27 protein-coding genes and 1 pseudogene are annotated in these 20,183 nt (G+C 51.5%); 3 read left to right on the forward strand and 25 right to left on the reverse strand.

Annotated features, from left to right (window positions below; translation table 11 throughout):
• Positions 1 to 107: 107 nt before the first annotated feature.
• Genes ABLV04_RS03610 through ABLV04_RS03635 form a run of 6 tightly spaced genes read right to left on the reverse strand, consistent with a single transcriptional unit; the run spans position 108 to position 6,961 of the window.
• Positions 108 to 1,187 carry a phage tail protein gene (locus tag ABLV04_RS03610; RefSeq protein WP_186927767.1) on the reverse strand — a complete coding sequence of 360 codons (1,080 nt, stop codon included), beginning with the start codon at positions 1,185 to 1,187 and terminating at the stop codon, positions 108 to 110.
• Positions 1,188 to 1,201: 14 nt separating this feature from the next.
• Complete coding sequence (locus tag ABLV04_RS03615; RefSeq protein ID WP_115658346.1) at positions 1,202 to 4,537, reverse strand: SGNH/GDSL hydrolase family protein; 3,336 nt, start codon at positions 4,535 to 4,537, stop codon at positions 1,202 to 1,204.
• Positions 4,537 to 5,142, reverse strand: coding sequence for a phage tail protein I (locus tag ABLV04_RS03620; RefSeq protein ID WP_348815345.1), 606 nt, complete (start codon positions 5,140 to 5,142; stop codon positions 4,537 to 4,539). Before ABLV04_RS03620 ends, ABLV04_RS03615 begins: the two co-directional genes overlap by 1 nt.
• Positions 5,135 to 6,043, reverse strand: coding sequence for a baseplate assembly protein (locus tag ABLV04_RS03625; RefSeq protein WP_117116430.1), 909 nt, complete (start codon positions 6,041 to 6,043; stop codon positions 5,135 to 5,137). Before ABLV04_RS03625 ends, ABLV04_RS03620 begins: the two co-directional genes overlap by 8 nt.
• A complete protein-coding gene (locus tag ABLV04_RS03630; protein ID WP_004174325.1) occupies positions 6,030 to 6,392 on the reverse strand; it encodes a GPW/gp25 family protein in 363 nt (120 codons plus the stop codon). Before ABLV04_RS03630 ends, ABLV04_RS03625 begins: the two co-directional genes overlap by 14 nt.
• Positions 6,389 to 6,961 carry a phage baseplate assembly protein V gene (locus ABLV04_RS03635; RefSeq protein WP_117116431.1) on the reverse strand — a complete coding sequence of 191 codons (573 nt, stop codon included), beginning with the start codon at positions 6,959 to 6,961 and terminating at the stop codon, positions 6,389 to 6,391. The genes ABLV04_RS03630 and ABLV04_RS03635 overlap by 4 nt, the downstream gene beginning before the upstream one ends.
• Before the next feature lie 103 nt (positions 6,962 to 7,064).
• Here ABLV04_RS03635 and ABLV04_RS03640 point away from each other — a divergent pair, with 103 nt between their 5' ends.
• Positions 7,065 to 7,727 carry a hypothetical protein gene (locus tag ABLV04_RS03640; RefSeq protein ID WP_014599113.1) on the forward strand — a complete coding sequence of 221 codons (663 nt, stop codon included), beginning with the start codon at positions 7,065 to 7,067 and terminating at the stop codon, positions 7,725 to 7,727.
• A 12-nt stretch (positions 7,728 to 7,739) separates the two neighbouring features.
• Here the strand turns inward: ABLV04_RS03640 and ABLV04_RS03645 are convergent, their stop codons facing one another.
• From ABLV04_RS03645 to ABLV04_RS03700, 12 genes and pseudogenes are all read right to left on the reverse strand, one after another.
• Positions 7,740 to 8,192 carry a phage virion morphogenesis protein gene (locus tag ABLV04_RS03645; protein ID WP_348815348.1) on the reverse strand — a complete coding sequence of 151 codons (453 nt, stop codon included), beginning with the start codon at positions 8,190 to 8,192 and terminating at the stop codon, positions 7,740 to 7,742.
• Positions 8,185 to 8,616 (reverse strand): phage tail protein, encoded by a 432-nt coding sequence (locus ABLV04_RS03650; protein WP_080464688.1) that lies wholly within the window; start codon positions 8,614 to 8,616, stop codon positions 8,185 to 8,187. Before ABLV04_RS03650 ends, ABLV04_RS03645 begins: the two co-directional genes overlap by 8 nt.
• On the reverse strand, positions 8,579 to 8,827 hold the full coding sequence (lysC, locus tag ABLV04_RS03655) for an Rz1-like lysis system protein LysC (protein WP_225520177.1): 249 nt from the start codon (positions 8,825 to 8,827) through the stop codon (positions 8,579 to 8,581). The genes ABLV04_RS03650 and lysC overlap by 38 nt, the downstream gene beginning before the upstream one ends.
• Complete coding sequence (gene lysB, locus ABLV04_RS03660; protein ID WP_073611358.1) at positions 8,712 to 9,140, reverse strand: Rz-like lysis system protein LysB; 429 nt, start codon at positions 9,138 to 9,140, stop codon at positions 8,712 to 8,714. Before lysB ends, lysC begins: the two co-directional genes overlap by 116 nt.
• Positions 9,137 to 9,519, reverse strand: a pseudogene (locus ABLV04_RS03665) (DNZ54_00345 family protein). The gene lysB and the pseudogene ABLV04_RS03665 overlap by 4 nt, the downstream one beginning before the upstream one ends.
• A 4-nt stretch (positions 9,520 to 9,523) precedes the next feature.
• On the reverse strand, positions 9,524 to 10,033 hold the full coding sequence (locus ABLV04_RS03670; RefSeq protein WP_117094528.1) for a lysozyme: 510 nt from the start codon (positions 10,031 to 10,033) through the stop codon (positions 9,524 to 9,526).
• Positions 10,014 to 10,229 carry an HP1 family phage holin gene (locus ABLV04_RS03675; protein WP_004144702.1) on the reverse strand — a complete coding sequence of 72 codons (216 nt, stop codon included), beginning with the start codon at positions 10,227 to 10,229 and terminating at the stop codon, positions 10,014 to 10,016. Before ABLV04_RS03675 ends, ABLV04_RS03670 begins: the two co-directional genes overlap by 20 nt.
• 3 nt (positions 10,230 to 10,232) lie before the next feature.
• On the reverse strand, positions 10,233 to 10,436 hold the full coding sequence (locus ABLV04_RS03680; protein ID WP_004144701.1) for a tail protein X: 204 nt from the start codon (positions 10,434 to 10,436) through the stop codon (positions 10,233 to 10,235).
• Positions 10,436 to 10,900, reverse strand: a complete 465-nt coding sequence (locus ABLV04_RS03685) for a head completion/stabilization protein (protein WP_019704961.1) — start codon at positions 10,898 to 10,900, stop codon at positions 10,436 to 10,438. The genes ABLV04_RS03680 and ABLV04_RS03685 overlap by 1 nt, the downstream gene beginning before the upstream one ends.
• Before the next feature lie 96 nt (positions 10,901 to 10,996).
• A complete protein-coding gene (locus ABLV04_RS03690) occupies positions 10,997 to 11,647 on the reverse strand; it encodes a terminase endonuclease subunit (protein WP_348815352.1) in 651 nt (216 codons plus the stop codon).
• Positions 11,648 to 11,650: 3 nt separating this feature from the next.
• Positions 11,651 to 12,715 carry a phage major capsid protein, P2 family gene (locus tag ABLV04_RS03695; protein WP_004174298.1) on the reverse strand — a complete coding sequence of 355 codons (1,065 nt, stop codon included), beginning with the start codon at positions 12,713 to 12,715 and terminating at the stop codon, positions 11,651 to 11,653.
• 16 nt (positions 12,716 to 12,731) lie between these two features.
• Positions 12,732 to 13,565 (reverse strand): GPO family capsid scaffolding protein, encoded by an 834-nt coding sequence (locus ABLV04_RS03700; protein ID WP_117094530.1) that lies wholly within the window; start codon positions 13,563 to 13,565, stop codon positions 12,732 to 12,734.
• Between the two features lie 140 nt (positions 13,566 to 13,705).
• On the opposite strand from ABLV04_RS03700, the gene ABLV04_RS03705 reads away from it, so the two are divergent.
• Together ABLV04_RS03705 and ABLV04_RS03710 are read left to right on the forward strand one after the other, a co-directional pair.
• Positions 13,706 to 15,469 carry a terminase ATPase subunit family protein gene (locus ABLV04_RS03705; protein ID WP_177336084.1) on the forward strand — a complete coding sequence of 588 codons (1,764 nt, stop codon included), beginning with the start codon at positions 13,706 to 13,708 and terminating at the stop codon, positions 15,467 to 15,469.
• Positions 15,470 to 15,495: 26 nt separating this feature from the next.
• The gene (locus ABLV04_RS03710; RefSeq protein ID WP_227513038.1) at positions 15,496 to 16,494 is read left to right on the forward strand and encodes a phage portal protein; all 999 of its coding nucleotides are present in this window, start codon (positions 15,496 to 15,498) and stop codon (positions 16,492 to 16,494) included.
• 38 nt (positions 16,495 to 16,532) lie between these two features.
• Here ABLV04_RS03710 and ABLV04_RS03715 read toward each other — a convergent pair whose 3' ends face one another.
• From ABLV04_RS03715 to ABLV04_RS03745, 7 genes are all read right to left on the reverse strand, one after another.
• Positions 16,533 to 17,636, reverse strand: coding sequence for a PIN domain-containing protein (locus ABLV04_RS03715; protein ID WP_348815355.1), 1,104 nt, complete (start codon positions 17,634 to 17,636; stop codon positions 16,533 to 16,535).
• Between the two features lie 70 nt (positions 17,637 to 17,706).
• Complete coding sequence (locus ABLV04_RS03720) at positions 17,707 to 17,880, reverse strand: hypothetical protein (protein ID WP_348815357.1); 174 nt, start codon at positions 17,878 to 17,880, stop codon at positions 17,707 to 17,709.
• A gap of 28 nt (positions 17,881 to 17,908) precedes the next feature.
• Positions 17,909 to 18,325: a hypothetical protein gene (locus tag ABLV04_RS03725; protein WP_255056795.1), complete on the reverse strand. Its 417-nt coding sequence runs from the start codon at positions 18,323 to 18,325 to the stop codon at positions 17,909 to 17,911.
• Entirely contained in the window at positions 18,318 to 18,581 is a 264-nt protein-coding gene (locus ABLV04_RS03730; RefSeq protein WP_255056796.1) for a hypothetical protein, read from the reverse strand. The genes ABLV04_RS03725 and ABLV04_RS03730 overlap by 8 nt, the downstream gene beginning before the upstream one ends.
• A gap of 2 nt (positions 18,582 to 18,583) precedes the next feature.
• Complete coding sequence (locus tag ABLV04_RS03735; protein WP_255056797.1) at positions 18,584 to 19,477, reverse strand: hypothetical protein; 894 nt, start codon at positions 19,475 to 19,477, stop codon at positions 18,584 to 18,586.
• Positions 19,478 to 19,613: 136 nt separating this feature from the next.
• Positions 19,614 to 19,847 carry a DinI family protein gene (locus ABLV04_RS03740; protein ID WP_348815358.1) on the reverse strand — a complete coding sequence of 78 codons (234 nt, stop codon included), beginning with the start codon at positions 19,845 to 19,847 and terminating at the stop codon, positions 19,614 to 19,616.
• Positions 19,848 to 19,860: 13 nt separating this feature from the next.
• Complete coding sequence (locus ABLV04_RS03745) at positions 19,861 to 20,049, reverse strand: hypothetical protein (protein WP_004144689.1); 189 nt, start codon at positions 20,047 to 20,049, stop codon at positions 19,861 to 19,863.
• Positions 20,050 to 20,183: the final 134 nt, after the last annotated feature.

A 20,183-nucleotide genomic window follows, 5' to 3' on the forward strand; every position in this document is an offset into this window, starting at 1 on the left:
ATCATTCACCGCAAGCCGTTGATGACCGTTGTACCGTCAATGGCACAACCGCAGACAGAAAAAAGCCCCATTCCGGGGCTGATTAGGTCAGTGATTTTACTGGCGATTCAGGCAACGCGGCTCCAGCACATCAGCAGCGTGTGAGCTTCAACCACGCTGATTGATTTCCCTTCACCGAGGTTATCGGTTTTGCCAGTGGTCGTGTGTTTGTGGGCTGGCAAGTCCACAATATGGCTATGATCGGCCACCTCATCCGTATAATTTCGTGTGCGGCGGCTGTCGTTATCCGAACCGACGATGTAATTATCATCCCAGACATCACCCGGGGCGAGCATTCCGCCTTTGTGTTTATGCCGTCCCGCCTCCCTGGTGATCAGTTCCTGCCCGGGGAGTTCACTGGTTTCGCCACTGACATTAACCTGCACAGCTGGCAGGTTAGCCTGCTGGATTGTGACAGTATCGCTGCCGCCGGAGTTCCCTACGTTTGAGCCGTCTGCTTTTGCCACCCGGATCGTTTTATTTTCACCGGTGTATACCCATTGCGACCACGGCCAGCGCTCATTAGGGTTAATATTCTGATTAAAAAATCGCGTGGTGCCGACTGGATTATCCAGCTCCCAGGCATCGCTTACCGCCGTTTTGACGGCTTCGGCAATAATCTGCTTAATGTTCGTATCGAGGTCGCCTAACACCTCATCGGTATAATCTTTTGCCTCATTTTTTGCGCGTTCCACCTCATCCACGCTGGCAATCATCACTGTCGGGTCAGTCATTAACTGCACATCGGCGGTATTGCTGACCGCTATCCACAGATTGATTGCCTGCAACCGGCCCGCGCCCTCCGCAAGCATCGGTTTATAAGAGGGCGGCAGGTTCGCTACTGCCAGACAGTCGCCTGCATCATCGTATAATCCGGCTTCCCGCAACCAGAACCCGCCGACCTGCGGCTGCATGACCATTTCAGCACGGATCACATTTGCGGCCTGGTCAGCGATGACCAGCCGGTTTAATGATGCGCGGTATAGCTCGTTAATCAGCGAGTCCTGCGCGGAGAATGGCACAGCAGATTGCCCGCCACCATCCCCCACACCCATCATGGTAAACCCGACCTGTTCACCAGTGATAGCCGCAGCCGCCAGTTTGTCGCGGCCTTTTTCGGTCAGAATGGCCTGATATACTTTTTCCATACTCTCCCCCTGGCTTAAATGACTGGCAGACCGATCGCGCGGGTAATCGCACCGGCAATCGCGTAACCGCCGGTATTCGGGTCAGGGTGAAGCCCGTCGCCAATCATCCACGGTCTCGCTGAACCGGCGGCATAATCCTCATGACTTTCACCAAATGACGCCTGCATATTTAAAAACGCCACATCCCTGTCATCACGTGCGATTTTGTACATCACCTCTGCGTAAGTGGTCATGGGAATACTGTTCCCGCCGTCGCGGTTATTTTCCGCCGGGCAAATCAGCAAAATATCGGCCGTGGGGCGAACTGAACGGACGTTATCAATCATCGTCAGAATGTTATCCCTGAACGTCGATGCAGACAGCTTCGCCCCCTGGTCATTCGTACCCAGCATGATGGTAACCAGATCCGCCCCAAGACTTTCAAATGCCGCAAGCCAGCGTGCATCCATCGCCGTCACCCAGTGACGGGAGTTCGAACCGCTACCGCCCATTTTGTGGATAAGCACACCCGATGCGGTTTTATTGAGGATGTTGACGCCGTAAAGCGTTACCGGCGCGGTGATGACCGTATACGTCACAGTACCGTTTCCGGTAATCGGAAGCGCGAGCGGAAAAATCTGCATCCCGGCCGGATAGGTCGAAAGGTCAATTGTGACCGGCTCTCCCCCCGTAGCCTGATACTGAATCACACCTGAACCACCCTCCGCGAACAGGAACGAATCAAATCCCTGCGAAAAATCCTGGCTATATGAAATCGTCGCGCCGCTGGCCGCTGCCGTCACTGACGAAATATCCGGGCCGTGGCCGGTGTTATAAGCGCAGGTGAAGCCGCTGCGGTTGACCTTCGTCCCGATAACATCAGTGTTATCGCCGTTAGGGTCAAAACCAAACGAGCGCCAGCCGTACCCGATGGGTGGCACTATGGCGGCCGTGCCTGCATTGTTGAAATAGCGCCATAATATCTGCGCCACTTTCAGCACATAACGCGCTGACGTTCTGGTGTAGCTATCGCCCAGCATCGCCACGACCAGCCGAACCGCCTGGGCGAAGGTCATTTTAGTCATTCGCATACGGGTTTCACGCAGTCGCTCCATCCCGTAAACATCCGGGACAATCACCGTTTCCGGCTGCGGCTCCGGCTGGCTTCCTCCACCGGCTACCGGCGTGCCATCGGGCATAGCGGAAAGTAACGAATAAGCAAACGGCTCGTAAGCCGTCGATGCGGTACCTTCCTCCATCTGGAACGTGTCACTAAAGGCCACGCTGACTGTTACCCGGACAAAATAACAATCGGCGTCCGGCGTAATTGATTTAATATTCTGACTGGCATCAGCCACAGTCCTGATAAACGCTTTATCTTTCGCATATAGCGTGACAAATCTGGCTCCGGGGTTTAAGGCATAAGTATTACCCGGAGTAACAGCAATGAAATCTGAATAATCATAACGATCATCAGGCTCACGGATTACTCCACCCTCATCAATATACCCTGACTTCCTGGTATATTTATTGAAAAGGTTTTTCCCTGATACCAGCAGGCCATGCTGTACAAAATCAATATCGAGTTCATTCGCAAGGACCATTTCCCCCGGTATACGTACAGGCGTACCGTCTTTAGCTTTTGGGGCTATCAGGTGAACATATTCATCTTGTTGACCCAGGCGCTCACCTTCAACCAGAGACATTGACGGCGCATTGCTTTTCAGCACCGTAACGCGCACATACTTCGCACCGACAGGTGTGGTAAAACCTGTCACCCTGACTATGGTCGATAAAAATTTTTTATCTGCGTCTGAAAACTCAACAAACCGCATCTGGAGGTTTGATTTATATTTCACTCCCTCTTTCACGGGAATATATTCCGAATAGACATACTCCGCGCCTGACGATCCCTGAATCGGGTATACAGAGCCATACTCGTTAATATATCCAGCGCTTACTTTATTTTTATTAAACAGGTTAACTCCAGCACCGAAAAGCAATGAGTTTTCATTCTGCCCCCCCCGCCCAAACTTCACCTTTCGGCCAGCGTATTCATCAGGTGATACCAGACAAAATGGCTCAAACTCCGTCGCCACCTCGCCACGTTCAACCATTGTTGCTGTGACGACCGCCGTCGGCACCTCAACGCGTAAAAATGCGGCATTTTCCGGGATGACTAAGGCGCCGATAGGTTTTGCCAAAAATGATTCATCATACTGTCTGCTGATAAATACACCATTTTCATCATACCAGGCAGCTGCTTTAAACTGCTGATTAATGCAAATACTACCCTCTGGCGAAACAGCAATATAAGCAGAAACCGACGTGGTGTAATCACCATCAGTAAATATTGTCCCGATAGAGGATAGGTGAACACCGTTCATCACAGCAGCCGGATCAAAAAGGTTTTTTCCCGGTGTAAAGTCCAGAGCTTCAATAACATTCATCCTGGCAGTTTGAACATTCTGCGGCAGCACCATCTGATAACGTTCGTAAGGAAGCACTCCGGCACCAAACGACAGCTGAAAAGTGTCAATGAGGGGAAGCGACACAGACAGTCGCACCCACGCGGCGTTATCTGGTGTGGTAAACGAATATACATTGATTACATCGCTGATATAATTGTAATTTTTATCGTAATACGTAACGATACGAATCCTTTTATCAGAGCAGTACACGCCCCCAGCTTTCACGCCAATATAGTCCGAATAACAATAATCAGGGTTTACTCGCGGCTCGCCAGAACCTTCAAATAAATAATACCCAGAGATTACTGTATCTTTGTTAAAAAGGTTATTTCCTGACGAATAAAAATTAGCCTTTCTGATATCACGATGTATCTGATTAACCGTTGATGCTCCTGGCACCCGGTCTACGATTTTGGCCACGCCGTTATTATTCAGGTAATACGCTATCGGATATTCGTCATCATCATGGCGCACGATGAAATATTGCCCGCCGCGCGTCAATGACAGCCCGGTAATCGTTCCTGTCGGGTCGGCTTCATTTGGCACCACGAACGGAATAATAGCGGAGGCATCAGGCAGGGATTTGCCAGTAGCAACCGGGACGCCATTCACATTTCGATATTCATCCACCCACGTCAGCCCGTTCTGACTCCTGACTGAGAATAATGCACCCTCCGGGATAATTCCCTGCTGAATAGCAGATATTGCGGCATCCTCTGACCAGTACGGGGACTCACCTGTTTTAATCACATCCATGCTGTCCATCAGATAACGGGTACGGTTTGCCAGTTGTTTAGCCTGAATATTTGCGGAACCTGTCAGACCGCCTTCCACTTTTTCAGCACGCGATAACAGGTGAATGCTGCCTTCCCATACCGATTGTTCAATGATGTTTGTCATTATTGCTCACCTGAAAAATAATAATTACCGCTAAATTGCGTCATGCCGTTATAAAAAATGCCGTCATCTGGTTTATAGTCTGGCGGATAAACCGTAATTTCTTCTCCATCAAACAGCGTTAAACCGGTGCATGCGGTCCCCCTTACTGATGTGGATAAAGTAAGTTGCGATATATGCCTGCTGACTGGCTTCGCATCGCCAATAATCCGCTCAAGCTCGTAAATCATCGGCTCCGTGATGCCGATTTCATTCAAATCGATCTCAAGCCGAAACGTCCCTGCTGGGTCGGCTACTTTCCACCACTCCTCAAGAGTCATTGAGTAACCCAGCCCCTCAATCACCCGCTTAACTGCCGCCACCGTTCCTTTGCGCTGATGGATCCAGAAAGCATCGCTGACCGCCTGCCGCTTAGCTGTTTCTGTCCAGGTTTCCTCCCATCTGTCAACGGAGAAAGCCCAGGCCAGATACGGCAGAAACTTTGCCGGGCATTTCCACGGGTTCCACAGATCACGCAGCGGCACGTTTAAATCACTAATGCCAGAACAGGCCTGCGCCAGCCTGCGCTCCAGCGCGGACGAACCCGGCGGTAACAGGCTGCTAGTCATCAGAGCCACCAATTACCGCTTTAAAATCGGTGCAATATGATGCCTGCGTTTTATCTAACACCATGTCCGCCAGGGGCTTCATCAGTTCGACGCGCTGGACACCCTGAACATGCAACGCGGCATAGATCGCGGACAGCCGCACATCACGCCCCAGGCGACGCTGCTCGTTGATGTATGCTGCACCCTGCGCTTTCGCGGCCGCCAGGATGGGTTCTTTTGCCGGGCCGGGATAGACATAAAGAACCGCATCAATTTCATATGGAACAATCTCAGCAGATCGGACACTCACCCGATCCGCCACCGGTCGCACAGCCTCATCATTCAGAGCCTCACCGACAACCTGCAGTAAGTCTTCCGGCGCAGTACCATCGCCGTCGCGGGCCAGAATAGTCACCACAACTTCCGCCGGTGACGGGCTGAACGCCGACGCGTCCGCCACCCGACCATCCGAGCTAAGCGCGTGATATTCATAAGCACCGACTGGCCCGGCAACGCTCATCCCCTCAAAGGCCGCCGGGATGCGCTGGCGATAATCCGCGTCAGATTCCATTACCGCCTCCGTGGGCGGCGTTGTGGTGTCGTCCGCAGCCGTAATCACCCGGCGCAGTACGTTGTTATTCGCGCCTAAATTGTCCAGGTCATCCCCGCCGGAATATGCCACCATCACGGCTTTCGCCGCCTCGTTAATCCGCTGGCGCAGCAGCAACTCCCGGTACACATTCTCCTGCAGCATTTTCACCACCGGCTCAGATTCAAGCGCTAAGGTGCGGGCCACGGCCTCCTGCTCTTCTGCCGGAAATAACGCGACAAATTCAGCCTTGCGCTCAGACAGCAGGGTTTCAAAATCCGGCACATCCACAATTTGCGGCGGCGGTAGCTGGGAAAGGTCAATAACGGCCATTGTCTGCTCCTGTCGATACGGAAAGGGACACGGGCACGCCGTCATTACGCTGGCCTGCCAGCTCAATAACCATTGCGCCATCCATGCTGCTGCTGTTAACCGTGATGGTGTCCAGCTGCAGCCGCGGCTCCCAGCGCCGCAGCGCCACATACACCGCAGCCATGATCTGCAGGCGCAGCGCCGGGTTTTGCGGCTGGTCAATGAGCGCTGAAAGCAGGGAACCATACTCCCGGCGCGCAAGCCGGCTCCCTTGCGGGGTCAGCAAAATGTCACGCACTGACTGGCGCAGGTGGTCAGTTTCCGTTATGGCTCTGCCGGTATCGCGGCTCATCCCGATATAGAGCGTCAAAATGGACCTCCCGTCGTTCCGCCACTGTCGCCAGGGTGTTTATGCTTATCAGCAACGACGCCGTTTGACGTCATCGCGCCCCCGCCGTGGGTCACATCGCCATTCAGGATCACATTGCTGTTGATACGGGTGGTGTCAGCCTCGATCACAAACTCACCGGTTTTGCAGGAGACAACCTGCGAAGACTCAATCAGCACGCTTTTCACGCCGCGAATAATCCAGCGCCCGGTGGCGGGGTCGTATTCGAACCAGCCACCATCCTCGTATGCAGTCACGTCCGCACTTTCAGAGTCTGACGGCGGCGGGCAGGCGTTGGAGTAGATGGCCGGAAGCGCAAAGGCTGTATCCAGATTGCCGCCCAGGCTGAACAGCACCACCTGCTCCCCTGGAGACGGGCACCACCAGGTGCGTGATTTACCTGCACGGTAGGTCAGCCAGTTAATCCAGTTGGTTTCGAGGTCGCCTGTTTTCACCCGGCACAGCCAGCCGTCTCGATCCACTTCGGTCACAATGCCGGTGCGGATCAGATTGGTGATAAGGCGCATGATTTCGGTTAGTTGTGCGTTCATATGGTAGATTCTTCCACGTCTTAAGCGATAAAATCGCTCATTCCAAATTGTATGAACATTGACACAATGCTATGTTTTCCAAATAAATAGATGAGTTAAAAAAATGTCTAAACAAGAGCAATCAGAAAAACATCCAGACAAGCCAGTAAATACCGCAAAGTGGCATCCTCGTAATTTATTGAATCCCATCACCGAGATTATTACCATTTTCGTCATATCAAAAGATGAAAATGAAGTTGAGAAATTGGCTGAAAGATTTCAAATGCGAATCCAGAAATGGATATTTGTAACATTAACCTTCTTGCTTTTAGCCAAAGGTTTTTTTGAGGTGTTACAAACTTTATCTTTTCTAGAACAACCAATTCGATTAGATATCCCCACTTTAAATGAGCCACTAATTTTCTATAAAGATTATGGTATTGCCAGCAATCTATTAAAAATTAAATCGCTTGTTTTCGTTGCCAATGCTCTGGCTCTCTCCTGTGGATTCCAGTTGGCATACATGCTTGTAACTAAAGGCCCTGATGAAGCTGTTGAACCAATTATGCTAGGAATTGCATCCGCCATTCTTTTGATTCTTTCAGATAGTTCACCGAGCGCATGGGGGCAAGAGAAATCTTTAGCAATTCTTCTTTTAATAATTAGCATCCCTATTTTATATTGGTCATCAAGAAAAATGAAACAAGATAGAGACATTGACAAAGAGAAAGAGGAGAACGAAAGAAAGGAGAAAGAAAAAAATGAATCAAAATCCGGCCCCATGTAATATCCATAAAAGTCAACTAGGGTCTGATAAATACTCAAATAATTTTCCTTGAATTAACATATCAGTTTCATGGTTCATACCTAATAAACGGCGTTTTGCATAGCGCACCTCCATCCCTTTCCTGCTGACCCGATCACGCAGGCCATAGTGATGCACGCGGGCTATGCGCTGCACCCGGCTCTCAAACTCGACACTTGCTGCGTCCTGGCTGGCGAGGGCTTTCAGGTATTTTGTGGTGCGGAGTTTTGCAAACATCTGCCGACGGATGCGGCCCTGTTTCGTTCTGGCCCTCACGCGACGCGGCTCGTAAGTCGTCCCGTCGGGGTTGCGCTGCATCCTGATATTTTTCTGCTGGCTGCGGCGCAGCTGCTGCGCCAGATCCCGCATCATGCGCTTACGTGCGGCAGGCTCCAGACCCGCCAAGAGCGCATCTAACCAGGCGTCAACTTCCTGCAGCTCAGCCACGGCTCACCGCCCACATTTCGTCCGGTTCGTCCGGTTCTGGCACCGCTTCGACGCTGGACACGTCACCGTCAGCGCTGATTATCACACGCTCTGTCAGTTGCAGGTTCAGGCTGATATCACAGATATCATTGCGCAAAATATCGACTTCAAAGGAAAGCAACTTTTCCCGCAGTTCCGGGTTATGAATGGCATCCGGCTGATTTTCCCTTAACCAGGCCACCACCGGTGCCATCAATAACCCCTGATCGCCGCTGAAATCCACAATCACCACATTCAGGGTGTAACGATATTCCCATGAAAGTGACGCTGCCCCGGTTGCCACCACCGATCCGTTATCAACGAACAAATGCAGCTTATCCGGGTTATTACGGACATATGGCACCGCGTTATTCAGGGCGCGGCGTAAGGACTGAGGTTTGTTCACTGTTTCGCTCCTGACAGGAAATTATCGTGTCCACTTTGTCGGCGCAGACCGCCCAGGCCGCCTCTGCTTCATCCAGCGCGGTCAGCAGATCACCGTTAGTGCGTGCCGCCGACTTTTCCAGGCGGCACTGCGTCACTCTGGGACAACCATTCACGGTAAGCAGCACCTCCGGCGAGGGCTGGACGTTCGCGCATCCTGATAATGTCAGCAGGCAGAAGAGTGTCAGCCCAGCGGCGTAAATCTTCATTTTCACGTTTTAACTCCTCAATTCTGTGCTGACGGCTTCGCAGCAGCGCGTTTGTACTTTCTGCCGCCGCGTGAAGCCTTGCCTGTTCCCGGTTATTGGTTTCGGACAGGATGGACAAGGCGATCAGCTGGCTGTTCGTTTTTGCCAGTTTTTCGCCTGTCGTTTTCAGATCCCGCCCTTGCTGCTCGATGGTCTGGCTGGCCTCCTTCATCCGCCATGACTGCCAGCCAAGCGCCAGCACTACCAGCGCCAGAATTACCGCCAGCGCCTTCGTCATAACGTCACCGGCTCCGCATCAATAATCTGCGCACGCAGAACCTTAAGCGCGACCAGCGTCAGCAGATAAAATACCAGGGTGACAACGTGGCCCGTAAAGGTGAGAAAAATCACAAGCAGTGAACACTTGCCCATCTGATCACCTGGTTTCCTGGCGTACTGAAAAAGCGCGTCAGCGCCTGCTTTGCCTCTCCCCGATGTGTGCCGCCCGCATACCACCCAGCCATGCAAAGTAGCACTGCTCCCCAGCTCAGCAGGCAGGCTACCCAGGTCAAGGCTGTAATCAGTGCCGGAACAATACTGTTTGGAACAAAGAGACTAAAAATCATCAGCGCCGTGTACAGCACCGAAAATAACCCACCGATCAGTTTCTTTTTCATTTCGTTACGCTCCTTTTAAGCACCAGAACAGCTCCCGCGCGCGTCGGTTGTCCAGCCCCGGATTAAATACGCCTTTGACGTATACCCAGCGCGGCAACTGATAGCAGGCATCGCGCCAGCGCTTCTGATTGATAAACTTCACCATGGTTGAACCGCAGGCATTGCCGGTTCCCACGTTGAAGGCCAGCGATACCAGCGCGTCATAGACGTTCTGCGGTACGCTCACCAGGACACAGCGATCCAGCGCCTTCTCCACCCTTAAAATGTTGGTGATGAAACTCCCGGCGGCCTGCCGTTCCGTGATGGTCTTACCCGGCACCACGCCGGACGTATTGCCAATGCCATCGGTCCACACCCCCGCATCACACTGATACGGCTGCAGGCGGCAGCCCTCGTAATCGGCTATCAGCTTCAACCCTTCCACTGAGGTATGAAGTTGCTGAAAGCCCGGCAGGGTGGCGGCAATCGCCAGCACCGCCCCTACCAGGCAGCGTTTAACGGTTGAAGGATTCATATTCCCCCTGTGTAATTTTTCCGCCGCGCAGCAGCTGGTAGGTTTTGTGTTTGTAGTACCAGTTGATGGCCAGCATCAGCACGCCAATCAACACACCGCCCACAGTCGACACATCCTTAAGCGATAAATCTCCCATCCATGCCAGCAGTACAGCGATGCAGTACGTGATGAAGGCGCTGATCCGTTCAAGCGTCATATTTCAGTCCCATAACTGGACGGTCTGCACCGTGGAAGTGGTGGCAATATCCGGCAGCTCCACCTGCAGCCCGTGTGGTAAGAACGGGCCGTGCTCAGCCAGCCCCGGATTTGCCTGCAGTACCTGCTCCGTGACGCCCTGCGTGCGTCCGTAATGACGCCAGCAAAGCGCGTCCACCGTGTCACCCTGGTACGCACGCACTTTCATCAGATCAGCTCCACCGTACAGTGAGGCGCATCCTGCACCCGACTAATTGCCCAGCGCGCATCACGCCACAGATCGCCGCTGGCCTCCGCCAGCTCATCCCCCCTTTTCACACCGGAGGCCGTGGCGTCGTAGTCCTGGTAACGCTCATTCACCTGCGCACGTGCCCAGCAATAAACGGCGTTGTGGTAGTGGTGAATGCGTTCGCTTTTACCGTCCAGCAAGTCCGCCGGTACATCGGCCAGCGTCATAAATCCCAGCGCCTGCTGGCGCTTGCGGAAGTCGTACAGCTCCGCATTGACCTCTGACATCGCAGACCGGATGAGTTGTCCGAGACGGGGTGACGTCACCGTGCCATCCGTCCGCATCACGCTGCGAAACTCTGATAAATCAACATCGGGCCAGAACGGCGTATTTTTGATAATTTCCGCCTGTTCCGGCGCCTGCTCAGGCGCAACAAACTTCATGCGGGCTTTCTCCTGAAATAGTGGGCGGTGGACGGGGTTTTGATGTGGCAAAAGCCTTTCGCCACCCCGTGCCGCCCGTGCGCGGGGCACGTTCCGTTAACGGCTGTCATTGCGCAATCTGCGCTCCAGCTGCTGTTTTTCTTTTTTGACGCCACAGCGTGGATCAAGCTGCAGCGCATGATTGATGTGATTCAAGGCGGAGGCCGGGCTGGTTTCGGTCAGTACAGCGCCAATCGCTTTATGCAGGCGTGCCCGTGACTGGTCTGGCATATCCTGGCCGTCTGTCAGCTCCAGTGTCTGCAGTAACAACCCGGCATCGAAAGATTCACCTGCCAGCAGGGCGGCCTGCGCAGCGTCTGCCATTTCCTCTGCCAGCACCGTCTGGACGTTACGGTTTCCGATGGGCATAACCCATCCGTGCCGCAGCGCATGACGCCCTGCATCCAGCGCACCGGCATAATCACCGGCATCGATACGCCAGAGCATCACAAACATCACCACGTCATCCTGCCGGGCACCATCAGCAGCCAGCACCCCCTCCACCCAGGCGGAATAACGGGGCAGCAGCTCCACTTTGATTTGGGCTTTCTTCACGGTGGACTGGATACCTTTCAGGCGGTGGCGGTCCTCCGCCAGCTGCATCAGCATCAGGTCATACCCCGTCGCGTGGCGAACATTGCCGCCCTGTCGGGCGGTCTGTTCAGCCTGGACGCGCAGGCGGTGCTGCCGTGCGGGACTCAGGCTCATGCGTTACGCCCCCTCGCCTTCCGGTACAGCTGGCGCGCTGAAATCCCCCATCTGGATGTTTTCGACCAGCGCCGCGCAGCGGTAATCCTCAACCACATACGCTTCATTGACGGACTCGAAATTCTCGATCCGGTCACGTTTCGGGTTATCGATAACAGAACGACGGCGGGTATCTTCCTGCCAGTAAATTGACAGGTTATCCAGGCGGGTGATCAGCAGTGCATTCGCAGGGAAATACGGCGCGCGTACAGCCTGCAGGCCCCCCATGCGTTTCTGGCTGATGATCAGATCAGCGGCCAGCTTCTCCGTGTTCTCCTGGTCTTTGTTAACCAGCGGGAAATACTTGTCAGACAGCAGCTCACGGCCACAGACCACCACCAGATCATCATCATCCTGATACACCGGGTCGATAAGCTCGTTGACCGCATCCATCACCACGGCATCCAGGTTGGCATAATCGCCACCCTTACCAACCTTCACGGCGCCTTTGGTGGTCACGCCTTCTTTGGTTTCGCTGCCCATGACATGATCCGGCGCATCTTCGCGGATTTTTTGCAGCCAGCCCTTATTTACATCCTGCAGCATCGGGTTGGCTTCGCGGTCAGAGGTTTTGGCACGCTTCACGCCGTTGAACCCGATCATGATGCGGTCCAGAGCCTGGCGCTTCACGATGGCGTTACGGATCCGTACCTGGAAATCCTGGAATTTTGCCCACAGGTCCAGCTTTGCGTAGGTCAGCACCGTATCAAAGTTGGTCTGTTCGCATTTGTATTCCACGTCCGCCATTACTGTCGGGTCAGTTGGTTCGCGCTCTTTGGTGGTGGTATCCGTGGTACCGGCAATTGTGCTACCGACACCCAGACCCAGCAGCTGGCCTGACTGCTCATCCACCGGGGTGATGTTAATCAGTGTCAGAAAGGCAGCGGACTGCTGGATCTGGTCTTCCAGCGTCTGCTGTACCGACGGCTCAACGGTGAATTTACTGGAAAGTTCTTCCACTTCCACGTTGTTCAGGCGTGCCAGCTGCTGCAGGTAGGCGTTAAAGGCAAAACGGGTTTTCTTTTTCATTGGTTCTTATGCTCCATCAGCAATTGGTCAGTGTGCCTGCCGGTGCGTTTCCGCCCGGCGCGCGCTGGCGATAATCTTTGCGGCTGTCTTCCTGGCTCAGCCGCTGCTCCAGTTCAGCAAAAGCGGTCTGCTGTTCCTGCAGGGAGGCTTCCAGCTCAGCAATGCGCGCATCCTGCGCAGACAGGGAGTGATCAGTGCGTTCGCTCAGGTTTTGCTGTTCAGTAGCAATCAGCTCCACCGCGAGATGCACGTCAGAAAAACGCGCTTCATCGTTCTGTTCTTTTTTCGTGAACATCGCGGCAACGCGGGAAAACAGGGAGGGTTTATCGTCCTGGACTTCTTCCCACTCGATCAGCGTTTCTTCTGCGGCGGTAAAGAGGTTTTCTGGGTTTTGCTTGCGGCCTGCCAGGGGGTTACTTCTGGCACTGGCGCTAAACTGCAGCATTTCAGTACCGAGGCTTGCGGGATCATCCGTCGCCGCCAGGCCAACCAGGTAGGCTTTGCCGGTATCGGCAAAACTGGTATTGACTTCCATCGAGGTAAACAGCTTTTGCAGATTACGGGTATATGCCACCAGGTCCTCTGACGGGGTGATCCACGCATACAGGGCCAGTTTCCCTTTCAGCGGGCCGTCTGCAATCTCCTCTGTTTCCAGCTTATCCACTGTACCGAAACGGCGGAAAGGGCTATCAGGGGTGTAACCCTTGATGTGCTCCAGATTAATCAACGCGGTATACACCTGCGGGTCATAGCTCGCCGCCATCTGTTCCAGCCAGGCACGCTCAATATTGCGCCCGTCTGTCGTTGCCCCTTCCACACCGATGCGGAAGCGCTTTGCTTTTACAGCCATATGACCGACTCCATCAAATAACTCTGTGAGGCCTTATGGTTGCTGCGATGGAGGGGGTGAAACAACGCGCGGACCTTGTGCGGTAAACCATACAAAGGCCAGCCGGGGAAAGGCGCCAGGCAAGGCCGTATGTTTGTGCCATGGAAACGATGACCCCCGCAGACCTCGATCCCCGCAGGCAGGCATTACTGCTGTATTTTCAGGGATACCGCGTAGCCCGCATTGCTGAAATGCTGGGCGAAAAAGTTGCAACCGTTCACAGCTGGAAAAAGCGTGACAAGTGGGGCGAATACGGCCCACTCGATCAGATGCAGCTCACCACTGCCGCCCGCTATTGCCAGCTCATCATGAAGGAGCACAAGGAAGGGAAAGACTTTAAAGAAATAGACCTGCTGGCGCGCCAGTCAGAACGACACGCCCGCATCGGTAAATTTAACAACGGTGGTAATGAGGCGGACCTAAATCCCAACGTGCAAAACCGCAACCGCGGCCCCCGCAAACAACCTGAAAAAAACCAGTTCAGCGACGAACAGATCGAAAAGCTGGAAGAAATTTTCCGCAACGGCATGTTTGAATATCAGCGCCACTGGTGGGAAGCAGGAATTAAGCACCGCATCCGCAACGTGCTTAAATCGCGCCAGATCGGCGCTACGTATTATTTCGCGCGTGAAGCGCTGATGGACGCCCTGATTACAGGGCGAAACCAGATTTTCCTGTCAGCCAGTAAAGCCCAGGCGCATGTTTTTAAGCAGTACATCATCGAGTTTGCCAAAGAAGTCGATGTGGAATTAAAAGGCGATCCCATGGTGCTGCCAAACGGCGCCACGCTGTATTTTCTCGGGACCAACGCCCGTACCGCGCAGAGCTACCACGGCAACCTGTATCTTGATGAGTATTTCTGGATCCCGAAATTTCAGGAGCTACGTAAAGTCGCCTCCGGCATGGCGCTGCACAAGAAATGGCGCCAGACCTATTTCTCCACGCCTTCCAGCCTGACGCACAGCGCTTACCCGTTCTGGTCCGGCGCCCTGTTCAATCGCGGGCGGGCAAAAGCTGATCGCGTTGATATCGACCTGACCCACTCAGCCCTTGCAGCCGGTCTGCTTTGCGCTGACGGTCAGTTCAGACAGATCGTGACGGTGGAGGACGCCGTGCGCGGTGGCTGCAACCTGTTCGACCTCGACCAGCTGCGCCTGGAGTACAGCCCCGACGAGTACCAGAACCTGCTGATGTGTGAGTTCATCGACGATCTCGCCTCCGTTTTCCCACTGGCTGACCTGCAGGCCTGCATGGTGGACAGCTGGGAAGTCTGGGAAGACTTTCAGGCGCTGGCCCTGCGCCCGTTCGGCTGGCGCGAAGTCTGGATCGGCTATGACCCGGCGAAAGGTACCCAGAACGGTGACAGCGCTGGCTGCGTAGTCATTGCCCCGCCGACGGTGCCCGGCGGTAAGTTCCGCATCCTTGAGCGTCACCAGTGGCGCGGAATGGACTTCCGCGCCCAGGCAGAGGCCATCCGCAAACTGACTCAGCAGTATAACGTGACCTACATCGGCATTGACTCCACCGGCGTCGGTCACGGTGTGTATGAAAACGTAAAAGGCTTTTTCCCTGCCGTGCGTGAGTTTGTCTATAACCCCAACGTCAAAAACGCCCTGGTGCTCAAGGCATACGACATTATCAGCCACCGCCGTCTGGAGTTTGACGCCGGGCATACCGACATTGCGCAGTCATTTATGGCTATCCGCCGCGCCACCACCGCCAGCGGAAACCGCCCTACCTACGAAGCCAGCCGCAGCGAAGAAGCCAGCCACGCAGATTTAGCCTGGGCAACGATGCACGCACTGTTTAACGAACCGCTGCAGGGCGAAGCCGCCAATACCAGCAACATTGTGGAGATTTTTTAATGACTGAGAATACCGCAGAGGATGTGATGCCACCTGACGTACAACCCAATGATGCAGCGACTACCCAGGCGTTCAGCTTTGGCGATCCCATTCCGGTACTGGACCGCCGCGAACTTCTGGACTATGTAGAATGTGTGCAAATGGACCGCTGGTATGAGCCGCCGGTGAGCTTTGACGGGCTGGCACGGACCTATCGCGCCGCTGTACATCATAGCTCACCGATTGCCGTTAAGCGTGACATTCTCAGTAGTACCTACATCCCCCACCGCCTGCTCAGCCAGCAGGCTTTTGCCCGTTTCGTCCAGGACTATCTTGTGTTCGGTAATGCCTATCTGGAAAAACGGACGAACAGGCTGGGCGGCGTCCTGTCACTGGAGCCATCACTGGCGAAGTACACCCGGCGCGGGATTGACCTTGATACTTACTGGTTCGTGCAGTACGGCATGACCACCCAGCCTTATGAGTTCACCAACGGTAGCATCTTTCACCTGATGGAGCCGGACATTAACCAGGAAATCTACGGGCTTCCCGGCTACCTCTCCGCGATCCCTTCAACACTGCTCAACGAGTCAGCTACGCTGTTTCGCCGTAAGTATTACATCAACGGCAGTCACGCCGGGTTCATCATGTACATGACTGATGCGGCACAGAATCAGGAGGACGTGAACAACATCCGCCAGGCCATGAAAAGCGCCAAAGGGCCGGGCAACTTCCGCAACCTGTTTATGTATTCGCCCAACGGTAAAAAGGACGGCATCCAGATCATCCCGCTGTCGGAGGTCGCGGCGAAAGATGAGTTTCTGAACATCAAGAATGTGAGTCGCGATGACATGATGGCCGCACACCGCGTACCGCCGCAGATGATGGGCATTATTCCCAACAATACCGGCGGCTTTGGTGATGTGGAAAAGGCCAGTCTCGTCTTTGTCCGTAATGAATTAATTCCTCTCCAGAAGAGACTGCAGGAACTGAATGAATGGCTAGATGATGAAGTCATAACCTTTGAAAGGTATAGTCTCGATTAAACTAAAGTAATGGCTGGCGAAGGGCCAGCCTTTAAATGTTAATCTTGTTCAGGCTCATAATGTGGTTCAATACTGCCAAAATCAACATATTTGATAACCGACGTTAATTCTACATCCTCAGCGTCCATACTATCATAATCCCTCTCGAAATCATTAAATATGGTAAATATCACACTGGTATTATCATTAACTTCTGTAGACTCCGTTGTAGCAGCCAAGTAAACATTATCTTTATCTATGGAATCGTAATGATAAAAATTAAAATCACACTCGGCATCATATGTTACTGTGGCTTTAATCTCAAAAGTCGCATAATCTTGACTAACATCTATAACATTAATAAAAGGTTCAAATTCAACGTCTGATACATGACAATAGTTAGCCTCCGGCTCAAAACTAAGGTAGGAATCAGCCTCTGCCATAAAACTCACATCATCATAACGGCTAATAACTGCACTTTTAATAGAGTCCAATAGGGTATTGGATTTTCCTGCCTCTATATCAAACATTAAACGCTGAGCAAACTCATATGGGGCTGTTTTAGGTTGAAAATGCGTTAATGCTTCGCCTAAATCCTGAATGCAGGTTACATAATCTGAGCCACCACAGTATTCAATCCATCCTTGATCTCTTGAAATTACTATAATTTTTTTATCAAATTTTTTAGCATAAGCCTCAATTGCAAATAAAACTGTAGCGTCTGGAAACTCCTCCTTCCTTTTCTTTCTATCAGCGAAGGGCGGAGTTAAATTAAAATATGCCTCAAATACTTCATCAAGTGTTGTTAAATCACTACACTTAAATTCGACCGCACCGCAATTTGTCAAATACTCATCTATAATCGAAGATGCCAACGCATCAGCACTGACCATTTTAATAGCACTATCGTAAACAGGTTCTGTTTCTTTTTCTGTTAGCAAAAAATGTGCAAGTGCATCTTTAAGAGATTTATCCAATGCGTCTTGTGATTCTTTAATTTTTTTTGATAGATGACTTTGCACTTCATTTTTCACGATGTCAGGCATAAGAAAGTCTACTTGACTATGACAAAACTGCTTCATTCGTGAAAGCATACCTTCGTTAAAACGCCAGTGATAATTATCAATAGTTTGTGTATCTAAAACTATGGCATCGTATGACACAAGCTCGCTCCTTCTTCTTTAGTGCACAACAGTGTGTTCTACAAAATCATCTAAGATGAAAGTTGTAAACCTAACTGTTTATGCCTGCAAGTTTTCTTTTTTTCCCTTCTGCGCGCGCTCGTATCCCCGCCACGCCTGCCCGCTTTATGTAGTGGTTTTCATGCACCTGCATGACATAAGCAAAAGCCCGCCATTCCTGGCGGGCCTCAGCAAAAACGATCCTCAAACGATCATGCGGATTCATGCAGCATAGTCATGCAAAGTGGAAACGGCTAATCAACGTCCTGCGTTTGCGCTGCAGGGGATGCTTTTCCATCTAACGTATTTACTATTGATAGGGGGTAAATTCCCATTTCAATTCCACAGATCACGTCATAACGAGCCTGCGCTTTCTCGCGCATTTCTGGAGAAACAGGAGGCGAAGGCGCGTTTAAAACTGCTTCCGCTTGCTTCTTCAGGGCTTTTAACCTTCTTTTCAGTTTGATTTCTTGCGGATCAACAGCGTAAATCGTCCATGCAAAAGTGAAAACTTCACTCAGAAGAATAGACACCATCGGTATTGAAGCAATGTAAAGGTCTTTCCATGTTGGGTCTGTAATGAAGCTAGCTAGCTTTATTAGGAAAAGGCCTACACCGCCACCACCTGTAACACCGACTGCTTTACCGCTTGTTTTCTTTTGTTCAGGCATGAGAGGCTGACTCCTTCCTCTCACGCTTATTTTTCTCTGCTATATCATCTATGAGTTTTATTAACTCATCGTCATTGTTTATATAAATCTTTGTTTTATAGACATTTTTGTTTGCATCAGTATAAGTGATAGAAACTTTTGTTTCGACAATAACTCGATCGAGCAGGCTACGTATAGCCACTCTAGCACCTACAAATATAGCTGGAGCTGCAACAAGCAGCCCCAACCATCCTAACACACTAATATCTATAGACATTTTCAATCCGCATCAGGTTTGATTTTTCTGTCTTTGGCGGCAAAGTGTCGACCCACTTTAATGATCGATAACTTTTCGTCTACCTGGCCACCAGAATCTTTCACTATCTTCTTCATCTTCACAGCAAACAATTCGCCAAAAATTTTAGGGGCGTCAGGTCCAGTAACAAGCTTGATGAACTCATCATCTTCCATTCTGACATTGCGTTTTTCACCGCCAAACTCAACACGCCAGCCACTTTTTTTGTCAGTATGCGCCGAAATGAAAGTCACCGTTGATTCAAACTCGTCAACTTCTTCTTTGGTTTCAAAAAGAACTTTAGGAGACTTGAACTCCTCGGCCTCACCCTTATGAATGTTGAGAATTTCTTTCTTAGAGGTACGCGATTGTTTTACCACAAAATTGTCGATACCATCTTGTAACAAAGGCTGTCTGACAAACGCGTCAACAGCCTTACGAATCTCTGGAGCATTTACGATTTTTTCGACATCTTCTGAGCAAACAATCTCTTCCCCATCGACTTTCAGCTTAACGTTGTCACTACCGTTAGCTTTCTCAACTATGTCGATCTTACGTCCGTTAAGTTTCTTAAGAACCTCTAAAACTGTAGCACCGCCAACGGCTAAAGGTATGGCTGACAAGCCTAAAATTTGTACAACATCTTTAGCGTTAGCAAGATGTTGTACCACCTCAATGTCAAACCCAAAGGAACCGGCAATTAATTCAGCGTCAACGTTAACTTCAATGTCGCGCCCTCCGTTTACAATCTCATTTGCAGAGTAGATAGCCTCACCTAGTCCCTGCAAACTTTTCGCAAACGAAAGAATATCCATCTTGTGATCGTCAAGAGCTTTGCCTTGATACACAATACTTACTGATTGAGCCTTATCCGCCATTGAGTTCAGATCCGTTGCCAATAAAATGCGCGCGATTTTACGCCCATCACTATGTTTAAGCTATCTATTAATCATTTATCCCTCTAGCTGTCCACTATCGAATTCATAAAACATGACTCATTACAAACGAAGCCTATCAATGCAACCAGCTGTCGCCCTCCCAGACCTGCTGCATAATTTCCATTACCCGCTGCTTATCCTCATCAAGTTTTAAGCCGGTCAACTCGATACCGTTGGCACTGCCTTTGCGAATGCGGATCGCCGTCTTGGGATATAAAGGGATCAGGTTGCGGTAAAGCTCGGTTTCGAGTGCTTCCAGTGTCGCCTGGCTAATTTTCTGCTCTTTATCAATCATTATTTCGACACGCATGGAGATCATCCCCCTAACTGGAAACATCCATTGACCGGCTATACTCATGGCTACGGATTTTCGCCATTAATTCATCAGTCAGCTCTGAGACCCACTGGATAGCAAGCCGCTTCTCTTCATCGCTGCACTCACTAGCCGCTACAAGCTTGATAAAAAAATCAATACGCTGGAGCTTCAACGACTCCAAAAGATAGTCCTGCATTTTCCCTCCGATCCTCACTACAGGATATGTAATGCCACATCCCTACATACGGACAACCAAGTACTGTATATACATACAGTATAATACGTTTTTTAAGTTGTAAAATACTTTTTATCATTCAATCAGATGTGTCC

The organism is Klebsiella sp. JN_Kp127 (genome assembly GCF_040062505.1).
Taxonomy (GTDB): domain Bacteria; phylum Pseudomonadota; class Gammaproteobacteria; order Enterobacterales; family Enterobacteriaceae; genus Klebsiella; species Klebsiella quasipneumoniae.